The sequence below is a fragment of the Actibacterium ureilyticum genome (genome assembly GCF_002285435.1).
GTDB lineage: Bacteria > Pseudomonadota > Alphaproteobacteria > Rhodobacterales > Rhodobacteraceae > Actibacterium_C > Actibacterium_C ureilyticum.
On record NZ_NSBT01000038.1, the window covers coordinates 1 to 18727 of the forward strand.

17 protein-coding genes are annotated in these 18727 nt (G+C 65.6%); 5 read left to right on the forward strand and 12 right to left on the reverse strand.

Going from position 1 to position 18727, the window contains the following annotated elements:
- A partial coding sequence (locus tag CLM60_RS19315; RefSeq protein ID WP_095590799.1) for a ferredoxin--NADP reductase occupies positions 1–645 on the forward strand: 645 nt, incomplete at its 5' end.
- A gap of 153 nt (positions 646–798) precedes the next feature.
- Here the strand turns inward: CLM60_RS19315 and CLM60_RS19320 are convergent.
- Complete coding sequence (locus CLM60_RS19320) at positions 799–1638, reverse strand: 2-dehydro-3-deoxygalactonokinase (RefSeq protein WP_176473936.1); 840 nt, start codon at positions 1636–1638, stop codon at positions 799–801.
- A gap of 154 nt (positions 1639–1792) precedes the next feature.
- Between CLM60_RS19320 and CLM60_RS19325 the strand changes: the two genes are divergently transcribed.
- On the forward strand, positions 1793–2230 hold the full coding sequence (locus CLM60_RS19325) for an RrF2 family transcriptional regulator (protein WP_095590801.1): 438 nt from the start codon (positions 1793–1795) through the stop codon (positions 2228–2230).
- Positions 2231–2235: 5 nt separating this feature from the next.
- On the opposite strand, the gene CLM60_RS19330 is transcribed toward CLM60_RS19325, so the two are convergent.
- From CLM60_RS19330 to xylF, 3 genes are all read right to left on the reverse strand, one after another.
- The gene (locus CLM60_RS19330) at positions 2236–3018 is read right to left on the reverse strand and encodes an ATP-binding cassette domain-containing protein (RefSeq protein ID WP_095590802.1); all 783 of its coding nucleotides are present in this window, start codon (positions 3016–3018) and stop codon (positions 2236–2238) included.
- Positions 3015–4304 (reverse strand): sugar ABC transporter permease, encoded by a 1290-nt coding sequence (locus CLM60_RS19335; protein WP_095590803.1) that lies wholly within the window; start codon positions 4302–4304, stop codon positions 3015–3017. Before CLM60_RS19335 ends, CLM60_RS19330 begins: the two co-directional genes overlap by 4 nt.
- Positions 4305–4383: 79 nt before the next feature.
- Positions 4384–5409 (reverse strand): D-xylose ABC transporter substrate-binding protein, encoded by a 1026-nt coding sequence (xylF, locus tag CLM60_RS19340; protein ID WP_095590804.1) that lies wholly within the window; start codon positions 5407–5409, stop codon positions 4384–4386.
- A 235-nt stretch (positions 5410–5644) separates the two neighbouring features.
- On the opposite strand from xylF, the gene CLM60_RS19345 reads away from it, so the two are divergent.
- Complete coding sequence (locus CLM60_RS19345; protein ID WP_095590805.1) at positions 5645–6847, forward strand: ROK family protein; 1203 nt, start codon at positions 5645–5647, stop codon at positions 6845–6847.
- Complete coding sequence (locus tag CLM60_RS19350; protein WP_095590806.1) at positions 6837–8381, forward strand: CRTAC1 family protein; 1545 nt, start codon at positions 6837–6839, stop codon at positions 8379–8381. Before CLM60_RS19345 ends, CLM60_RS19350 begins: the two co-directional genes overlap by 11 nt.
- Here the strand turns inward: CLM60_RS19350 and CLM60_RS19355 are convergent.
- From CLM60_RS19355 to xylB, 4 genes are read right to left on the reverse strand one after another with little or no spacing between them, the layout of a single operon-like run.
- On the reverse strand, positions 8378–9679 hold the full coding sequence (locus tag CLM60_RS19355) for a cytochrome-c peroxidase (RefSeq protein WP_095590807.1): 1302 nt from the start codon (positions 9677–9679) through the stop codon (positions 8378–8380). The two genes, CLM60_RS19350 and CLM60_RS19355, sit on opposite strands and share 4 nt — an antisense overlap.
- Complete coding sequence (locus CLM60_RS19360; protein WP_141246563.1) at positions 9676–10617, reverse strand: aldose epimerase family protein; 942 nt, start codon at positions 10615–10617, stop codon at positions 9676–9678. The genes CLM60_RS19355 and CLM60_RS19360 overlap by 4 nt, the downstream gene beginning before the upstream one ends.
- 52 nt (positions 10618–10669) lie before the next feature.
- On the reverse strand, positions 10670–11983 hold the full coding sequence (gene xylA, locus CLM60_RS19365) for a xylose isomerase (RefSeq protein ID WP_095590809.1): 1314 nt from the start codon (positions 11981–11983) through the stop codon (positions 10670–10672).
- Positions 11980–13431, reverse strand: coding sequence for a xylulokinase (gene xylB, locus CLM60_RS19370; protein WP_095590810.1), 1452 nt, complete (start codon positions 13429–13431; stop codon positions 11980–11982). Before xylB ends, xylA begins: the two co-directional genes overlap by 4 nt.
- Before the next feature lie 235 nt (positions 13432–13666).
- Here xylB and CLM60_RS19375 point away from each other — a divergent pair, with 235 nt between their 5' ends.
- Positions 13667–14404, forward strand: a complete 738-nt coding sequence (locus tag CLM60_RS19375; protein ID WP_095590811.1) for a glutamine amidotransferase — start codon at positions 13667–13669, stop codon at positions 14402–14404.
- Here CLM60_RS19375 and CLM60_RS19380 read toward each other — a convergent pair whose 3' ends face one another.
- From CLM60_RS19380 to lpdA, 4 genes are read right to left on the reverse strand one after another with little or no spacing between them, the layout of a single operon-like run.
- Entirely contained in the window at positions 14405–15964 is a 1560-nt protein-coding gene (locus tag CLM60_RS19380) for an ATP-binding protein (RefSeq protein ID WP_095590812.1), read from the reverse strand.
- Entirely contained in the window at positions 15961–16647 is a 687-nt protein-coding gene (locus tag CLM60_RS19385; RefSeq protein ID WP_095590813.1) for a response regulator transcription factor, read from the reverse strand. Before CLM60_RS19385 ends, CLM60_RS19380 begins: the two co-directional genes overlap by 4 nt.
- Positions 16629–16943, reverse strand: a complete 315-nt coding sequence (locus tag CLM60_RS20760) for a hypothetical protein (RefSeq protein ID WP_141246564.1) — start codon at positions 16941–16943, stop codon at positions 16629–16631. Before CLM60_RS20760 ends, CLM60_RS19385 begins: the two co-directional genes overlap by 19 nt.
- 34 nt (positions 16944–16977) lie before the next feature.
- Entirely contained in the window at positions 16978–18720 is a 1743-nt protein-coding gene (gene lpdA, locus CLM60_RS19390; protein WP_095590814.1) for a dihydrolipoyl dehydrogenase, read from the reverse strand.
- Between the last annotated feature and the right edge of the window lie 7 nt (positions 18721–18727).

Below are 18727 nucleotides of genomic sequence, written 5' to 3' on the forward strand. Positions count from 1 at the left end.
AAACCGCTGCTCAGGGCCTATTCCATCGCCTCGCCTTCCTGGGATGAGGAGCTGGAATTCTACTCGATCAAGGTGCAAGACGGCCCGCTGACCAGCCGGTTGCAGCATATCCAGCCGGGCGATCAGATCATCCTGCGGCCCAAGCCCGTGGGGACGCTGGTCCATGACGCGCTGCTGCCGGGCAAGCGGCTGTGGCTCTTTGCCACTGGCACCGGGTTTGCGCCCTTCGCGAGCCTGCTGCGCGACCCGCAGACCTTTACCGATTATGACGAGGTGATCATCACCCACACCTGCCGCGAGGTCGGCGAGCTGGCCTATGGCGCGGCGCTGATCGACGAAATCCGCGGCGATGAGATGCTGGCCGAGCTGATCGGCGAGGGCTTCGCCGACAAGCTGCGGTACTATCCCACCACGACCCGCGAGCAGAGCCCCAAGATGGGCCGCATCACCGACCTGATGCGCGCGGGCGAGGTGTTCGCCGACCTGGGTGTCGCGCCACTGAGCCCGGAAACCGACCGCGCGATGGTCTGCGGCAACCTGGCCTTCAACCTGGAGATCAAGGAGCTGCTCGAAGGCTATGGCCTGACCGAGGGCGCCAATTCCAAGCCCGCCGAATACGTGGTCGAAAAGGCGTTTCTGGACTGACGGGCGGCAAGCCAGCGGGGGCCAGCCCCCGCACCCCCGGAGTATTGCCGCCAAGAAGAAGGGGGGCGGCGTTGCCTATTCATTGCTCCGAAAATACTCCGGGGTGAATGCCCGGAACGGGCAGAGGGGCAGCGCCCCTTTCGCCCGTTGGGATCAGTTCCGCAGTCGCATATAGGCGCCGGCAAACCCCTTGAGCAGCATCATGTCGGCATCGGTCGTGGTCACGGCCAGCCCCTGACCGTCCAGCGCGGCCTTGTAGAACACGGTTTCCGGGCCCACGCCAATCAGGGCGACCTGCTGGCCCAGCCAGTAGGGCCGGGTCGCGGCAAGTTCTGCGCCGACCAGGGCGCCCCAGAGACGGGCGCGGGCATTGGCCTCGGGCAGGTTGTGCTGCAGACCCTCGGCCCGGATCGAGGCGAGGCGCGCGGTCATGCGCTCGGGCTGGGACAGGGTGTCGCTGACGGATTGAAGGAAGTCGTCCTGATGATAGGTCGCGGTGGTCAGGCCCAGATTGGCCGCCTGGTCGCGGGCGATTTCGGTGGTGACGAAGGTCACGATGCTGACGACCTCGGCCGCGCTGATCTGGGCCCAGGTGGTGATCTCACCGGGCAGACAGATCACGCCGTCGAAATCGGGGTTCAGCGCCAGAAAGCCCGCGATCAGGGTTTCGGGGCCGCGTGTCAGATGCGCGGGGGCATCCTGTGCCAGCCCGGGGATGACGGCGCGGTTGATCCCATCGGACATGACCACCAACAGCGTGTCGGGCAGCGGTGTGCAGGGGGTCTTGCGATAGCTGTCGCCGGGCAGGCCCGAGGTGATCACCGGGACATGCGCCGCCGCGCCCATGCCCGACACCGCGCGGGCCAGGTCCGCCACGCCGCGCCCCGGCGCGGTTGCGGTTTTCAGCACCTTGCCCGCGCCATCGACGGCCCAGAGCCGGAAGCTGTTGTTGCGATAGGCCGCCCCGATCCAGGCCAGGTTTTCAAGTGTCATCCGAACATCCTTTTGCGCCCATCCGGCATACGCGGTTTCGGGCGCTGCCGAAAGGGGCCGCATCGTGGGGCGACATGATCTCGATCAAATTGCGGCGGCGGAAAATCATGTATTCCAGATGAACCAAAACGCGGCAACAGGGGGCGCTTGATCGATGCGTCTGACGACACGCACCAATATCGCCATGCGCGCCTTGATGTATTGCGCGGTCAATTCGGGGCGTATCGTGCGCAAATCCGATATCGCCACGGCGTGCAACACATCGGAAAACCACATGGCGCAGGTGATCAATGCGCTGTCGCGGCATGGGCTGCTGAAGACCACGCGGGGTCGTCATGGCGGTGTGACCCTGGACCGGCCGCCGGCCGAAATTTCGGTGGGGCAGGTGTTTCGCAAGCTTGAGGCGCACACGCCCTTTGCCGAGTGTTTCGCCGCGCAGGAGGACAACACCTGCCCGCTTCTGGGCTGCTGCAAGCTGCGCGATGCGTTGTCGGTGGCGCTGGGGGAATTCTATCGCTCGCTCGACAAGATCAGCCTGGCCGATCTGGTCAAGGACAACGCCCCGCTGGAAGAGGCGTTGCTGCTGCGCTAGCGGCGTCAGCCGGCCATCACCTCGCCCGTGATCGGGTTCTTGCCCAGGATGATCATGGCTAACAGGTCGTCATCGGTTACGTCGGCCACGTCGACGGTGCCCACAAGCTTGCCGTTCTTCATCACGCTGGCGCGGTCGCACAGCTTCATCACCTGATGCACGTCGTGGTCGATCAGGAAGATGCCCAGCCCCTCGGCCTTGAGCTGCTGGATCAGGTCGGCGACCATCTGGGTTTCGTGCGGGCCAAGGGCGGCGGTCGGTTCGTCCATGATCAGGATTCGGGCGTTGAAATAGACCGCGCGGGCAATCGCAACCGATTGCCGCTGCCCACCCGACAGGGCCGAGACCGGTGCGCTGAACTTCTGAAAGTTCGGGTTCAGGCGGTGCATGATCTTGCGAGTTTCGGCCTCCATCGCGTCGTCGTCGACAAAGCCCATCGGTGTGACCAGCTCGCGGCCCAGGAACAGGTTGCTGGCCGCGTCCAGATTGTCGGCCAGCGCCAGGGTCTGATAGATCGTTTCGATGTTATAGCGCCGCGCGTCGCGTGGGTTGTGGATCTCGGCCTTTTCGCCGTTGATCCGGATCACGCCGGTGTCGGGGGCATAGGCGCCCGACAGCATCTTGATCAGGGTCGATTTGCCAGCGCCGTTGTGGCCCAACAGGCCCACAACCTCGCCCGGGTACAGATCGACGGTGACGTGGTCGACCGCCTTGATCCCGCCAAACGAGATCGACATGTCGCGCATTTCGACCAGGGGTGTGCCCCGGTTTTCGACGGTCTGGGTCATACTTTCTCTCCGGTGCGTTTGCGGTACTGGATGTCGATCCAGACGGCCAGGACCAGAACGGCGCCCACGACGATGTTCTGGAACGGCGCGTCGACGCCCACCATGGCCATGCCCGATTGCAGGGATTGCATGATCAGTGCGCCCAGGATCGCACCATAGATGGTGCCGATCCCGCCCGCCAGCGCGGTGCCGCCGATGACGGCGGCGGCGATGACGCGCAGTTCGTCCAGCGTGCCGATATCGTTGGTGTGGTTGGCCAGACGCGCCTGCGCCACCATCGCCGACAGCGCGCACAAGACGCCCATCAGGGCGAAGATCTTGACCGTCAGCAGTCGGGTGTTGATGCCCGACAGTTCGGCCGCGTCGGGATTGCCGCCGGTGGCGAAGATATAGCGGCCCAACCGCGTGCGGCGCGCCAGGATGGTCATGGCAATGGCGATGATGATCAGGATCAGGACCGAGATCGGCAGGCCATAAACCTCGGTATAGCCATCGGGCAGAACCTCTCCCCGTGCCGCGAATTCGCGTTTCAGGCGGCCAAGCGGCACCTGATAGCTGTTCATGATCGCGACAAAGCCCAGTATCGCCACGACCGAGATCGCCATCAGCGCACCTTCGGCCCAAAGCGGCTTGACCGGGAAGGCATGCGCGATCTTGGCCCGGCGCGCACGCCAGATCGCCCAGATCGCGACGACCGAAAACAGCACGCCCGCGATCCACGAGGCGGTGGCGCCGATCGTGCCCTCGACCCCGCCGAGCAGCAGGAAATTCTTGTCCAGCGGGCCCAGTGTCTGACCGTCGGTCAGGTACCAGCCTACATTGCGCCAGACCAGCAGCCCGCCCAGCGTGACGATGAAGGCCGGGATGCGCTGATAGCCGATCAGCCACCCGTTGAAGGCCCCGATCACCGCGCCCGCCAGCAGGCCCGCCAGAACCGCCAGCGGCGCGATCAGCGGGTTGCCCAGGCCCAGAAATTGCGGCAGCAATTGCACCTGCATCACGCCCATGACGGCCGAACATGTTGCCAGCAGCGCGCCCACGGACAGGTCGATATGGCGGGTGACGATGACAAAGACCATGCCGGTGGCCATGATCGCGACCGACACCGTCTGGATCGTCAGGTTGAACAGGTTGCGCGGGGTCAGAAAGCGCCCGTCGGTGATCACGTTGAACACCAGGCAGATCGCGACAAAGGCGCCGATCATGCCCAGAAGACGGGTGTCGATCTCAAGTGACTTGAACAGCGAAGGCTTAGCCTGCGCGCTGGAAGGGGCCGATTTGGTCATGGAAGTGTCCCGATTGTCTCAGCCGGTGGACTGGCGGCTGGGTGGGGCGCCCCGCAAGCCGCAGGGCGCCCGGATCAGATCAGTTGCAGGGGGCGGGGCCGTTGCTGACGCCCTGGCACAGCGCGTCTTGTGCGATCCAGCCCGCATCGACGACCGCGGTCAGGTTGTCCCTGGTGATCGGCATCGGCGCCAGGAACTTCGCGGTCATGGTCGTCCCGGCGGGCGAGGTCCATTCGCCTGCGCCGTCGACATCGCCCATCGCGGTGCCACCGGCCAGTGCCACGGCGATTTCGCCCGCGGCCTTGCCCAGCTCGCGCGCGTCTTTCCAGACCGACACGGTCTGCGTGCCAAGCGCCACGCGGTTCAGCGCGGCGTGATCGCCATCCTGGCCCGACACGGGCACAACCATGCCCTGCGCGGCCAGCGCGGCCACGGCGCCACCGGCGGTGCCGTCATTCGACGCCACGACCGCATCGACGTTGTTGTCATTGGCGGTCAGGATCTGTTCCATGTTGCGCTGTGCGTTGGCGGGCAGCCAGGCGTCGGTATAGGCCTCGCCCACGATGGTGATGTCGCCCGCGTCGATCGCGGCTTGCAGCACTTCCTGCTGGCCGCCGCGCAGGAAATCGGCGTTCGGATCGGTGGGCGAGCCCTTGATCATCACGTAATTGCCGCTGGGCTGGGCTTCCAGCACCGCGCGGGCCTGCATCCGGCCGACCTCGACATTGTCGAAGGTCAGGTAAAAGGCGCGCGGATCCTCGATCAGACGGTCATAGGCGATGACCGGAATGCCTTCGTCCGCGGCGGCCTGAACGGCGGGGCCGATGGCGGCGGCGTCCTGGGCCAGCACGATCAGCGCGTCAACGCCCTGTGCCATCAGGCTTTCGATATCGGAAAGCTGCTTGGCCGACGACGATTGCGCATCGGCCGAGATATAGGCGGCGCCGGCGGCATCCAGCGCGCCCTTGATGGCGGCTTCGTCGGTTTTCCAGCGTTCTTCCTGAAAATTCGACCAGCTGACCCCGACGGTCATGTCCGCGGCAAAGGCGGCGCTGGTCATTGCGGCGCCGAACACGGCCGCGGCAATGGCGGTGAGACGTTTCATTATTTCCTCCCAACAGATGCCTCCGAGTCTTTCTCAGGGGATTCGGAGGCCGGTGGCAAAAGGCTATCACTAAATAATTTGCAAGTCTAATTAAATAATCCGATTCCGCTGGGTTACGCTGCAGTTGCAGCATGTAATTTGGCCCGTGGAAGGAATATCTTGATATTTTGATTTGCGTATTGAAATATTAAATCACACTTACTTCGGGCCATCAGCTTCGCTAGGGAGGAAGGCGATGGTGAATGATCAAAGAGAGAGCGGCCGCCGTCAGGTTTTCTCGGCAATTCGCAAGGCGGGGCGCGTGGCCCGTGTCGATCTGGCGCGGGAAACCGGCATCAGCCCGGCCACGGTCACGGCCATCACGGCCGAGCTTCTGCGCGAGGGGCTGATCGAGGAAACCGGCACGCCGGACCGATCCGACCTGCGCCGGGGCCGCCCGCGCGTCGACCTGAAGGTGCGCGGCGCGGCGCATGTGGTCGCGGGGATGAAGCTGTCGCATCTGGCGATCGCGACCGCCCTGATCGATTTCGAAGGCACGATGATCGCCGAACACACCTGCGCGTTGGACAAAAGCCGCCACAGCGCGGCAGAGCTGACCGCGCTGGTGGAGCGCGCGCTGGACGAAACCCTGTCCAAGGCCGGGCTGTCCCGCGATCAGCTGTCCGGCGTGGGGCTGGGCATGTCGGGCGTCGTCGATGCGATGGGCGGGCTGGTCCATTGGTCGCCCAGCGTGGCCGAACGGAACGTGCCGCTGCGCGACATGCTGGGCGCGCGGATCGATCTGCCGATCTTCATCGACAACGATGCCAACCTGGTCGCCATGGCCGAGCAGTATTTCGGCCACGGGCGCGGGGTCAGCGATTTCATCGTCGTGACCATCGAAAGCGGGGTTGGCATGGGCATCGTGATCAATAACGAGGTTTATCGCGGCGCGCGCGGTTGCGGCGCGGAATTCGGCCATACCAAGGTGCAGCTGGATGGCGCGCTGTGCCGTTGCGGGCAGCGCGGCTGCCTAGAGGCGTATGTCGCCGACTATGCCCTGCTGCGCGAGGCCGCGACCACCACCGATTTCGCCGACATCACCACCAGCAGCGCCAAGTTGCAGGCACTGGTCGAGGCCGCGCGCGGCGGCGACACCACGGCGCAGATGATCTTCGACCGGGCGGGGCGGATGTTCGCGATGGGCCTGGCGAATGTGGTCAATATCTTTGACCCGCAACTGATCATCCTGTCGGGCGAGCGGATGCAGTTCGACTACCTTTACGCCGATCAGGTGCTGGACAGCATCCGCCGGTCGATCATCCAGATCGACCTGCCCCCGCCGCAGATCGTGATCCACAAATGGGGCGATCTGATGTGGGCCAAGGGGGCGGCGGCCTTTGCCATCGACGGGGTGGCCGATATTGCGCTGCAGAACTTCTCGGGCAATGCGGCCTGAGCTTTGGGCCGGGCTGCTGATCGCCGCGCCCGCTCTGGCCGAACCGCGCTTCACCGACCGCGCCCCCGATCTGGGGATCGACCATGTCTATGATGGTGGGTGGACGCATTTCGTGGGCGGTGGCGTCGCCAGCTTCGATTGCGATGGCGATCTGCGGCCAGAGCTGTTTCTGGCGGGCGGGGTGAACCCGGCGACATTCCTGCGCAATACGTCTGACGCCAATGTCTCCTTTGCGGCCGACCCAGACGCGATCCCGGACCTGACAGGCGTTGTCGGGGCCTATCCGCTGGATATCGACAGCGACGGTTTGCTGGACCTGTTCGTGTTGCGTGTGGGGCCGAACCGGGTACTGCGCGGGTTGGGCGATTGCCGGTTCGCGGATGTGACCGACGCGCTTGGTCTGGATGGCGGCGACCGGTGGAGCACGGCGTTCACCGCCACATGGGAGCAGGGCAACACCCGGCCCACCCTGGCGGTTGGCAATTACGTCGACCGGACCGATCCCGATGGCCCGTTCGAGGCCTGCGATGTCAACCTGCTCTATCGACCCGAGGGGGGCGCCTATCCCGCGCCGCAGGATTTGACGCCGGGTTTCTGTCCGCTGTCCGCGCTGTTTTCCGATTGGGGCCGCAAGGGGCGGGCCGATCTGCGGCTCAGCAATGACCGGCATTATTATGTCCGTGGCGGGCAGGAGCAGATGTGGGCGATGGAGGCTTACCCGCGCCTTTATGGTCAAGCCGATGGCTGGCAGGATCACCAGCTTTGGGGCATGGGGATCGCCAGCCGTGATCTGACCGGCGATGGCCGGCCCGAAGTGTTTTTAAGCTCGATGGGTGATCAGCGCCTTCAGGGTCTGGGTGAGGGCGCGGGCCCGCATTTCGCCGACATGCCCTTTGCGATGGGCACCACGGCACACCGGCCTTTCATCGGCGATGACGGTCGCCCGTCGACAGGCTGGCATATCGCGTTCGGCGATGTGCAGAACGATGGCCGCGACGATGTGTTCATCGCAAAGGGCAATGTCGATCAGATGCCCGGCAACGCGATGGAGGACCCCAACAACCTGTTGCTGCGAACCGATGAGGGCCGCTTCGTTGAGGCCGCCGCCGAGGCCGGGATGGCCGACACGGCTCGCAGCCGGGGCGCGGTGCTGACCGATCTGAACCTGGACGGGCGGCTGGATCTGGTGGTGGTGAACCGGCGCGCGCCGGTGCGGATTTATGAGAACCTGACGCAGGCGACGGGGCACTGGCTGATGGTGTCGGTCACGCAAGCGGGCGTGAACAGTCAGGCGGTGGGCGCCTGGGTTGAGCTGGAGGTCGATGGCCGCGTGATGACGCGCGAGATCACCGTGGGCGGCGGCCATGCCAGCGGGCAGGCGGGGTTGCAGCATTTCGGCCTTGGCGCGGTGTCAGAGGCCAAGCTGCGGGTGATCTGGCCGGACGGGACCACCGGACCATGGTGGCCGGTGACGGCGGGTCACATCGTGACCCTGCATCGTGCCGCCGGGGGCGAGGTGCTGTCCGGGGACTAATCCAGCGGCAGGCCTGATGGCACCGCCGTCGGGACGCCCAACCGTCCGCGCGCGCCGCGCTCATCCGTCAGGCTGTGCAGAAAGGCCAGCAGATCGTCGATCTCGGCTTCGGTCAGGGCTTGCGGTGGCAACTCGTTCGCTTCGGCAATGGCCTGAAGCTCTGCCGCGTCGGACAGGATCTGAAAGTCCCCCGCGGCCTCGGTCAGGTCCGGCAGCACCGCCTGCGCCGGATCGTAGCCCATCAGCGAGGCGACCGGGTCCAGGTGGTGGCGCAGCACATCGCGCAGCGAGCCAAAGGCCCCGGCATGACCATAGGGCGCGGTCAGCGCGACATTGCGCAGCGACGGCGTGCGGAAGCGATAGGCATCCTCGGCCCGGCCGGTCACGCGCATCCGTCCAAGATCGCGGTGGTGGCTTTCGAAACGTTCGGCCTTGCCCGGGCCGATCTGCGGCATGGCGATGGCGTGGAAGTCGTGATCGGTCTGGAACCGGCCCGCGTGGCAGCTATCGCAGCCCGCCTTGCCGTAAAACAGCGCCATGCCCCGCGCCGCATCGTCGGGCAGGGGGGTGCCGTCGCGCAGGTGGCGATCGAACGGGCTGTCATCGGCGCGCCATTCGACGGCGATGAAGGCGGCGATCGCGTTGGCGATGTCGGGAAAGGTGGCCGCGCGTGCGCCGATGATCCCGTCAAACCGCGCCCGGTATTCCGGGATCGCGTCGACCCGTGCGGTGATGATGTCCCACGCGCCGCCGGGACCCGCAAGCTGCCCGGTGCGCACCGCCCGCGACACGTCGCTTTCGCCGTAATGCCCCGCCATCTCGTCCGGGGACAGGACGGGGAACATCGCCTGCGCCGACAGGACGGAGGCGAAGCCCGCCACCATGTCATCACCCAACGGCGTGCGGATGCCGTTCGGTTTCGCCGGGTCAGCCTCAAGCCGGCCATCGTGGAACATCACGGTGAACTCGTCCGCGCCCAGATTGAACAGCGCGGGCGCGTTGCGCGGGATGCGCTGTTCGGGGCGGTTGTCGTCCAGCGCCTTGCGCTTTGTCCCGACGCCCCGCGCCCCATCGCCCAGGCCCAGCGACAGCGCATCGGCGGTGGCGGCATCCGGGTGGTGGCAGGAGGCACAAGACACCGTGCCGCTGCCACTGAGCACAGGGTCATAGAACAGCAGATGCCCCAGCGCGACCTGCGCCGGGTCCTGCGCTGCAAAGACGGGCTCGGCCACGGGCAGCGGCCCGGCCAGCGCCGGGCTGGTCAGCAGGGACAGGATCAGGGTTGCGCGCGCGATCATGGGCCGATCTGGATGCGGGTTGTCTGACGATAGGGCTGGTCTGGTGTGCAGATGATCGACGGAAACCCGGGTTGGTTCAAGGCATCGGGGAACCCCTGCGGCTCCAGGCAAAACCCGCCAAAGGGGCGCAAGCCCTGCGCGGGGGCGCCGGGCAGTCCGCCGCCGGTGTAAAGCTGCATCCCCGGCTGGTCGGTCCAAAGCCGCAGGTGCAGGCCATTGGGCGCGGTGACCTCGGCCGCCGGGGCGCTGTCGCGGTCGGGGTCCAGCACCAGATTCACATCGGTGCCCTGCCGCATGCGGTCGGCGGTGGCGAAGCTGCGGGTTTGAGTTAAATCGTACCGCGTGCCCGCCACCGGTTCGATATGGCCCGTGGGGATCATCTGGGCATCGGTGGGGGTGTGGTCATGGGCGGCGATGCGGGCGCTGTGATCCCAGATCGCCCCGCCACCCATCAGGTTGTAATAATTGTGCTGCGCCAGATTGACCGGCGACGGCCGGTCGGGCCGCGCGGTCAGGTCGTATGTCAGCCCATCCACCCCCAGCCGGATCAGCGCCGTGATCGCGACCGCGCCGGGATAGCCATCCTCCAGATGGTCGATCCGGCAACTGGCGCGCAAGCCATGGCCGCCATCTGGGTCGAACTGCCAGTTCCGGTGGCCTGTGCCCGATTGCCCGCCATGCAGGTGATGGGGGGGCTCGTTCGCGTCCAGGTCATAGCGCCGCCCGTCCAGCGTGAAGCGCGCCCGGGCCGTGCGGTTGGCCACCCGGCCGGCGATGATCCCCAGATGTGGCGCGTTGGTCAGATAGCCCGTGGGATCGTCATGGCCCAGAACCACGGGCACCCGCGCGCCGCCCAGCGGCACGCGCCAGTCGCAGGTGGCGCAGCCATAGCTGAGCAGCGTCACCGTTTCATCACCGTGCCGCAGGGTTGCCTGCATCAGCGGCGAGCCGTCCGGGGCCGTCCCGATCTTGCGCAGCCCCGTCAAAGGCTCACACGAAGCGGTTGATCAGGTTTTCAAGGTATTCCTGCTTGCCCGACACCGGTTCGGGGCGCAGGTCCTTGGCCGCGACGCGTTCGGTGATCTGGTCCAGATCGCTGTCCCCGGCCAGCAGCGCCTGTGCTTCGGGGCTGTCCCACCCGGCATAGCGGTCGGCGACGAATTGCGGCAGCGTGCCATCCTCGATCATCGCGGCGGCGGCCTTCAGCCCGCGGGCGCAGATATCCATCCCGCCGATATGGGCGATCAGCAGATCCTCGGGGTCCAGCGACTGGCGCCGCAGCTTGGCGTCGAAATTGGTGCCGCCCGTGGTGAACCCGCCGCCCTGAAGGATGTGGTAATAGGCCAGCGCGGCCTCGGGCGTGTTGTTGGGGAACTGGTCGGTGTCCCAGCCCGACTGGTAATCGTTCCGGTTCATGTCGACCGACCCGAAGATGCCAAGCGCATTGGCCAGTGCGATCTCATGCTCGAAACTGTGCCCGGCCAGAATGGCATGGCCCTGTTCGATATTGACCTTGACCTCTGTTTCCAGCCCATGACGGCGCAGGAACCCATAGACCGTCGCGACATCGTAATCATACTGATGCTTGGTCGGCTCTTGCGGTTTGGGCTCGATCAGGATCGCCCCTTCGAAGCCGATCTTGTGCTTGTAATCGACCACCATGTTCAGCATCCGGCCCAGCTGCGCATCCTCGCGCGCCAGATCGGTGTTCAGCAAGGTCTCGTACCCCTCGCGCCCGCCCCACAGGACATAGTTCGCACCGCCCAGCCGGTGGGTCGCATCCATGCAGGTTTTGACCGTCGCAGCGGCAAAGGCAAAGACATCCGGATCGGGGTTTGTCGCGGCCCCGGCCATATAACGGCGGTGCGAGAACAGGTTCGCCGTCCCCCACAGCAGCTTGACGCCGGTTTCTTCCATCTTGCCAGCGAAGTAATCGGTGATCTCTTCCAGATTGCGGGTGTTTTCGGCAAAGCTTTCGCCTTCGGGCCGGACATCGGCGTCGTGAAAGCAGAAAAACGGGACATTCAGCGCGCTGAACATCTCGAACGCGACATCGGCCTTCAGCTTGGCCTGCGCCATCGTGTCGGCGGGAAACCAGGGCCGGTCGAAGGTCTGGCCGCCGAACGGATCGCCGCCCGGCCAGACGAAATTGTGCCAATAGCAGACGGCGAAGCGCAGGTGATCCTCCATCCGCATGCCCATGACGATTTCGTCGGGGTTATAGTGGCGGCAGGCCAGCGGGTTGGTGCTGTCCGCGCCCTCGAACGGGATGCGGGTGATGTCCTTGAAGAATCCGGTGCTCATAGCAGGCCTTTCATGGCGGGATAGGCGTTTTTGTAGCGGCGATAGGCGTCGTCATAGGCGCCGGTCAGGGTGCGGTCGGGTTCGATGTTGCGGGCGATGGGCGGGGGCGACATGATCTGCGCCGGGTCGTCGCCGGTGACGCCCGCCATGGCCAGCCGCGCCGCGCCCAGGGCCGCGCCGAAATCGCCCGCCTGCGGCAGGTCCAGCGGCAGGTCCAGCACCGTGGCCAGCGTGCGCACCCAGAATTCCGATTGCGCCCCGCCGCCGATGGCCAGCGGCTGGTGCAGCGCCGCACCGGTGGATTTCAGCGCCTGCAGGTTGTCGCGCAGGGCGAATGCCACGCCCTCCATCACCGCGCGGGTCATGTCGGCGGCATCGTGGCCGATATCCAGGTTCAGGAACGCGCCCCGAATGCGGCTGTCATTATGCGGTGTGCGCTCGCCAGATAGATAGGGCAGGAAGGTCAGGTCCGACGGCCCGGTGATCCGGTCGCCGGTCAGCGCCGAAAGTGCCGCGGGCTTCTGCCCGGTGATCCGCGCCAGCCAGTTCAGGCAGTCGGTCGCGGCCAGGATCACGCCCATCTGATACCAGGTGTCGGGCACCGCATGGCAGAATGTGTGTACGGCAGTTTCCGGCGCGGGGTGGAACCCGTCGCGCGCGGCCAGCAAAACGCCCGACGTGCCGAGCGAGACAAAACCCTGCCCCTCGCGCATGGCGCCCACGCCACAGGCCGCGACCGCGTTGTCGCCGCCCCCGCCCACGACCGCAACCGGGTGCGGGATGCCCCAGGCCTGCCGCAGCTCGTCGCGCAACTGTCCGGCGACGGCGCTGCCCTCGATCACGCGGGGCATCTGATCGCGCCGCATGTGGCCTGCCTCCAGCAGGGTGTCGGACCAGTCCCGCGCGCCCACATCCAGCCAGCTTGTCCCGGCGGCGTCCGACATTTCGGCCACACGCTCGCCGGTCAGCCACAGGCGCAGGTAGTCCTTGGGCAACAGCACGCAATCGACCTGTGCAAACAGCTCGGGTTCGTGGGTTTCCATCCACAGCAGCTTCGGCGCGGTGAACCCCGGAAAGACGATATTGCCCGACAGCGCGCGGACCTGGGGTTGCGCGTCCAGCGCGCCGGCCTCATCCGCGCAGCGGGTGTCGTTCCACAGGATCGCCGGGCGCAGGGGGGTGTCGTCCTTGCCCAGGCAAACCGCGCCGTGCATCTGTCCCGACAGCCCGATGCCGCGCAGGGCGGCAAGCTGTTGCGGGTGTGCCTGCGCCAGGGCGTCGATGGCGGTGCGACAGGCGTCGACCCAATCGCTGGGGGCCTGTTCGCTCCATCCCGGGTGGGGGTGGGCGATGGGATAGGTGGCCTCGGTCGATGCGATGGCGATGCCGTCTGCATACACCAGCGTTGCGCGCAACCCCGACGTGCCCAGATCAAGACCCAGATACATGATTCCTCCCTGATGTGGCGAGCATCTCACTTATAAATTCGATAGTCAAAATAAAAAACCGGAAGCTGCCGGGATTTGCTGTGTCATATGGGCCCGTCCGCACGAAATCGGATGGTTTAAGTCGAAATTTGAAATTTAAAGCCTCGGCCCTGCCAAGCGCGGCCGTGGCGGGCCGGTTGACGGGGGCGGTGGCCCCGGCAATATGCGCCTGCCACAGCGACGGAGCCCGCCCCGCATGAAGCCCTTTCTGATCCTGCAATTGCGCCCCGAGACCGAGGCCTCGGATGACGAATATCAGGCGTTTCTGGACAAGGGCGGGTTGGCGGCGGCCGACACCCACCGCATCCGTCTGGACCAGCAAACGGTACCGGACGATCTGGACCTGACCGCCTATTCCGGGGTGATCGTCGGCGGCGGGCCGGGTTGTGTCAGCGACGCGCCCCAGGACAAGACCGAGGCCGAGGCGCGGATTGAGGCCGCGATACTGGCGATGATGCCGCAGATCACCGCGCAGGATATTCCGTTCATGGGCTGCTGCTATGGCATCGGTATCCTGGCCCATCACCTGGGCGCGCCGGTGTCGAAAGAGATGTATGGCGAGCCGGTCGGGCCGGTCGCCTGTACCCTGACCGATGCCGGTCAAGCCGACCCGGTTCTGGACGGTCTGCCGGACGGGTTCAGCGCCTTTGTCGGCCATAAAGAGGCGGTGCAGACCCTGCCCGATGGCTGCGCGCATCTGATCGCGTCCGGCCCGTGCCCGTTCCAGATGATCCGCTTCGGTCAGAATGTCTATGCCACCCAATTCCACCCCGAGGCCGACAGCGAAGGCTTTGCGCTGCGCATCCGCATCTATCGCAACAAGGGGTATTTCCCGCCCGCGGATGCCGATCGGCTAATCGAGACCTGCCGCGCCGCCGATGTGCGGATGCCCGAGCGCATTCTGCGGAATTTCGTCGCGCGCTATGGCGCGTGATCAGCCAAAGGTCAGCACGAAACGGGCACCCTTGTCCGACGGTTCCAGCAGCAGGGTGCCGCCATTCTGTTCCAGGATCGCGGTGACGATCGACAGGCCGACGCCGGTGCCGCCGCTGTCGCGCCGCGTCGTGAAAAAGGGCGTCAGCACCTTGTCGCGGTTGCCCGCGCTGATCCCGCTGCCGTCGTCCTGAACGCTGAGCGTCCCGGCGGTCGCGTCGAAATTCAGCACCACCGACCGCGCCGAATGCTGCGCAGCATTCTGCAGCAATTGCGACAGCGCGGCCTGGGCCTGTGTGGCGGGCAGCGGCAGGGCGGCATCCCCGTCGCCCGCAACGGTCAGGGTCAGGCTGGGGTATTCTGAACGCAAGGATTCCCCTATCTTGTTCAAGGGGATGGTATCGCCGGTTGTGTCTTTCGTCTTGGCGCGGGCCAGGTCACGCAGGCGTTCCAGCAGGGTGTTCATCCGCTGTGCCTCGGACAGGATATTGGCCTGAAGCTTGTCGCGCCGCTCGGGCGAGACGGGCTCGTCGCTGCAATGCAGCAATTCCGCTGCGCCCATGATCGCGGTGACGGGCGATTTCATCTCATGCGTGACATGGGCGGTATAGGTTTCGATCGCCGCGCCGCGTTCGCTGAGCGTGCTGGCCATCGACAGGACGCTTTGCCCCAGATCGGCCAGTTCTTTCATCCCGTAATGATCCAGCGGTTCGGGCGCGGGCTTGCTGCCATTGGCCACGGCCCGGCTTTGCGCCATCAGCCCGCGGATCGGGCCGTAAAGCAGCCGCCAGAACAGCAGCCCCACCACCGACGCGCCGATCAGCATCACCAGCCCGATCACCGTCAGGCTGCCACGTTCCTGATACAGGTATTTGCGCAGATCCAGCGGGGTGCGCGACAGATAGACCGCCCCGATGACCCGGTTTTCGACAATCGCCGGGACCGCGACAAAAACGCGATAGGCCTCATCGCGGCTGATCGAGGCCAGCGGGTGCCGCTCGCCGCCGTCCGACCGGCGGCGCAGGGCGGATGTCGCGGTGCCCTGCAAGGCGGCGCTGACCTCGTCGATATGGGCATAGGACAGGTTCTCGTCCCCGCTGCTGGCAATGGCCTGGCCGCGATGATCCAGGACGATATACCCCGCCAGCGTCGATTTCTGCGCCTGCTTGACAAGCCGCGCCATATCCGGGGCGATCTGGGCGTGCGGCGCTGAAAGCGGCGCGTCCCCGGCAATGCCGTCGGGGCGGGGTGGCCAGACATCGTCGCGAAAGACGCTGAGCTGCGGGTCAAGCGGGTGATAGGTTTCCGCGCGCCGTGTCAGGGCGTCGCCGGTCAGCGCGTTGCCGATATCGGCCCCCTGCGCGGCGGTCTGAAAAGCAAAGGCATAGACCTCGGCCATCACGGCGCCCTGGGTCAGCAGGCTGTGTTCGGTTTCGCGCACGAACTGGTTGCTGGTCAGCCGCGCGGTCAGCGCGCCGATGATCGGCATGGTCACCAGAAACACGCAGACCACCGCCACCACAAGGGCCAGCGATGGCCGCCATTTCTGCCGGACGCTCACGCCTGGCACGTGCCCAGCTTGACCCCGACACCGCGCACCGTCTGGATGACATCGTCACAGCCCAACGCCAGCGCCTTTTGCCGGATATTGCGGATATGGCTGTCGACGGTACGGTCCGAAAGATAGGTGTTGTGCCCATAGACCAGGTCGATCAGCTGGTTGCGCGACAGCACGCGTTCGGGTGCGGACATCAGCGCCTTGAGCAGCGAAAACTCGATCGCGGTCAACTGCATCCGTTCATCGCCGATGGCGCATTCATGGCTTTCGGGCGCCATCGACAGCGCGCCGTGGTTCAGCTTGTGATCGGCACCGTTGCGGCCCTGTGCCCGCGCCAGGATCGCGCGGATGCGCAGCACCAGCTCGCGCGGGCTGAAGGGTTTCGAGACATAGTCATCGGCCCCCAGCTCGAACCCCAGAACGCGGTCGATCTCGTCATCGCGGGCGGTCAGGAACAGGATCGGCATCTGATGGCTGCGGCGCAGCACCTTGCAGGTTTCGAACCCGTCCAGCTCCGGCATGCCGATATCCAGCACCACGATGTCGGGCGTCCGCGCCGCGACCTCGCGCAGGGCAAGCTGGCCATTGCTGGCCTCGCGCACCATCATGCCGACATCCTCCAGCGCGAAGCGGATCACGTCACGGATATGGGCGTCGTCATCGACGATCAGGATTTCTGCGGACATTGGCCGGTCCTTTCTGCACGGTTGCCTGCCAAAGATCTGGACCGAAGTCTAGCGATCCCGCCTGCCTTGTCACGGGGCAAGGGCATGGCAAGCGAGATCGCCGGTTCGGCGGGGGCGCAAACCGGCAGGGTCGGTCCGACCCAGTCGATCCGGTCCGACAGCCACCAGCCGTCCGTTTTCAGCCTGTATGGAACGCTCATCTTTTCTTCTGCCTCTTTGTTGCTTGCCCACTGGTCTGACAGCGCAAGGTGCAGAAAGGTGCAGCCAATTTCGCAGATTTGGATGAGATGCTGCAAACTGCCGCCCCGCGTGTGGCGGGGCGGCATCGTGTCAGTGTTTCTTTTTCTTCGGCGGCATCAGGTCGGTGATCGTGCCCTCGAACATCTCGGCGGCGAAGTTCACGGTTTCCGACAGGGTCGGGTGCGGGTGGATCGTGTGGCCCAGATCGACCGCATCGGCCCCCATCTCGATCGCCAGCGCGACCTCGGCGATCAGGTCACCCGCGTTGGGCCCGACGATGCCCGCGCCAATCACACGGTCGGTGCTTTCGTCGAAGATGAGCTTCGTCAGCCCCTCGGACCGGCCCAGGCTCAGCGACCGGCCCGATGCCGCCCAGGGGAAGACGCCTTTGCCGACCTTCATGCCCTTGGCCTTGGCTTCGGTTTCCGTCACGCCGACCCATGCAACTTCGGGGTCGGTATAGGCGACCGACGGGATCACGCGCGCGTCAAAGAACCGCTTTTCGCCCGCCGCGACCTCGGCCGCGACCTTGCCCTCGTGCACGGCCTTGTGTGCCAGCATGGGCTGGCCCACCACATCGCCGATGGCAAAGATATGCGGCTGGCCGGTGCGCTGCTGGTTGTCGACGGCGATGAAGCCGCGTTCGTCCACCGCGACATCGGCTTTCTCGGCCGCGATCAGATGGCCATTGGGGCGCCGCCCGACGGCGACCAGCACCATGTCGAACGTGTCCGTCATCTCGCCATCGGGGCCCTCCATCGTGACCTTCAGGCCTTTTTTCTGCGCCTCGACCGCAGTCACTTTGGTCTTGGTGAAGATGTTTTCGTACCGCGCCTCGATCCGCTTATGCAGCGGTTTCACGATATCCTTGTCGGCACCGGGAATGATCTGGTCCATGAACTCCACGACCGTCACCTTGGATCCCAGCGCGTCATAGACGCAGCCCATTTCAAGCCCGATGATCCCGCCGCCCAGAACCAGCAGGCGCTTTGGCACCTCGCGCAGTTCCAGCGCACCGGTGCTGTCGATCACACGCGGATCGTCATGCGGGACGAAGGGCAGCTTCACCGGCTCGGACCCTGCCGCGATGATGCACTGGTCGAAGCTGACCTTGGTGATCCCGTCTTCGTCCTGAACCTCGATCATGTTGGGACCGGCGAACCGGCCATAGCCGTTGACGACCTGCACCTTGCGGCCCTTGGCCAGGCCCGACAGACCGCCGGTCAGCTGCTGGACCACGCTATCCTTCCAGCCACGCAAGCCGTCGATATCGACCTTGGGCTTGGAAAAGCTTATGCCGTGTGCGCCCATTTCCTCGGCCTCGGTGATCACCTTGGCCGCGTGCAGCAACGCCTTGGACGGGATACAGCCCACGTTCAGGCAGACACCGCCAAGATAGGGGTCCTTCTCGATCAGGACGACCTTCTTGCCCAGATCGGCCGCCCGGAAGGCGGCGGTATAGCCGCCGGGGCCGGACCCCAGAACGACCACTTCGCCATGCACGTCGCCGGGGCCGGTCGCGGTGCCCGTAGCTGTGACGGCAGCAGGGGCTGCCGGCGCAGCGGCGGCCGGGGCGGTCTCGATGGCCGCCTCGGCCGCACCGCCTTCGGCATCCAGTGACAGGATCACGGTGCCTTCCGACACCTTGTCGCCCTCGGCCACGGCGATGGATTTCACCACGCCTGCGGCGGGGCTGGGAACCTCCATCGTGGCCTTGTCGCTTTCCAGCTCGATCAGCGGATCTTCGGCGGCCACCCTGTCGCCCACGCTAACCAGAATGCCGATCACCGGCACCTCTGCGAAATCACCGATATCGGGAACCTTGATGTCCATCGCGCGG

Coding starts and splice junctions, on each gene's coding strand:
- CLM60_RS19375 (WP_095590811.1), top strand. CDS start 13,667: ATGAAGCCCTTTCTGATCCTGCAATTGCGCCCCGAGACCGAGGCCTCG.
- CLM60_RS19325 (WP_095590801.1), top strand. CDS start 1,793: ATGCGTCTGACGACACGCACCAATATCGCCATGCGCGCCTTGATGTAT.
- CLM60_RS19330 (WP_095590802.1), bottom strand. CDS start 3,018: ATGACCCAGACCGTCGAAAACCGGGGCACACCCCTGGTCGAAATGCGC.
- CLM60_RS19360 (WP_141246563.1), bottom strand. CDS start 10,617: ATGCAGGCAACCCTGCGGCACGGTGATGAAACGGTGACGCTGCTCAGC.
- CLM60_RS19350 (WP_095590806.1), top strand. CDS start 6,837: ATGCGGCCTGAGCTTTGGGCCGGGCTGCTGATCGCCGCGCCCGCTCTG.
- lpdA (WP_095590814.1), bottom strand. CDS start 18,720: ATGGACATCAAGGTTCCCGATATCGGTGATTTCGCAGAGGTGCCGGTG.
- CLM60_RS19320 (WP_176473936.1), bottom strand. CDS start 1,638: ATGACACTTGAAAACCTGGCCTGGATCGGGGCGGCCTATCGCAACAAC.
- xylF (WP_095590804.1), bottom strand. CDS start 5,409: ATGAAACGTCTCACCGCCATTGCCGCGGCCGTGTTCGGCGCCGCAATG.
- xylA (WP_095590809.1), bottom strand. CDS start 11,983: ATGAGCACCGGATTCTTCAAGGACATCACCCGCATCCCGTTCGAGGGC.
- xylB (WP_095590810.1), bottom strand. CDS start 13,431: ATGTATCTGGGTCTTGATCTGGGCACGTCGGGGTTGCGCGCAACGCTG.
- CLM60_RS19385 (WP_095590813.1), bottom strand. CDS start 16,647: ATGTCCGCAGAAATCCTGATCGTCGATGACGACGCCCATATCCGTGAC.
- CLM60_RS19335 (WP_095590803.1), bottom strand. CDS start 4,304: ATGACCAAATCGGCCCCTTCCAGCGCGCAGGCTAAGCCTTCGCTGTTC.
- CLM60_RS19345 (WP_095590805.1), top strand. CDS start 5,645: ATGGTGAATGATCAAAGAGAGAGCGGCCGCCGTCAGGTTTTCTCGGCA.
- CLM60_RS19355 (WP_095590807.1), bottom strand. CDS start 9,679: ATGATCGCGCGCGCAACCCTGATCCTGTCCCTGCTGACCAGCCCGGCG.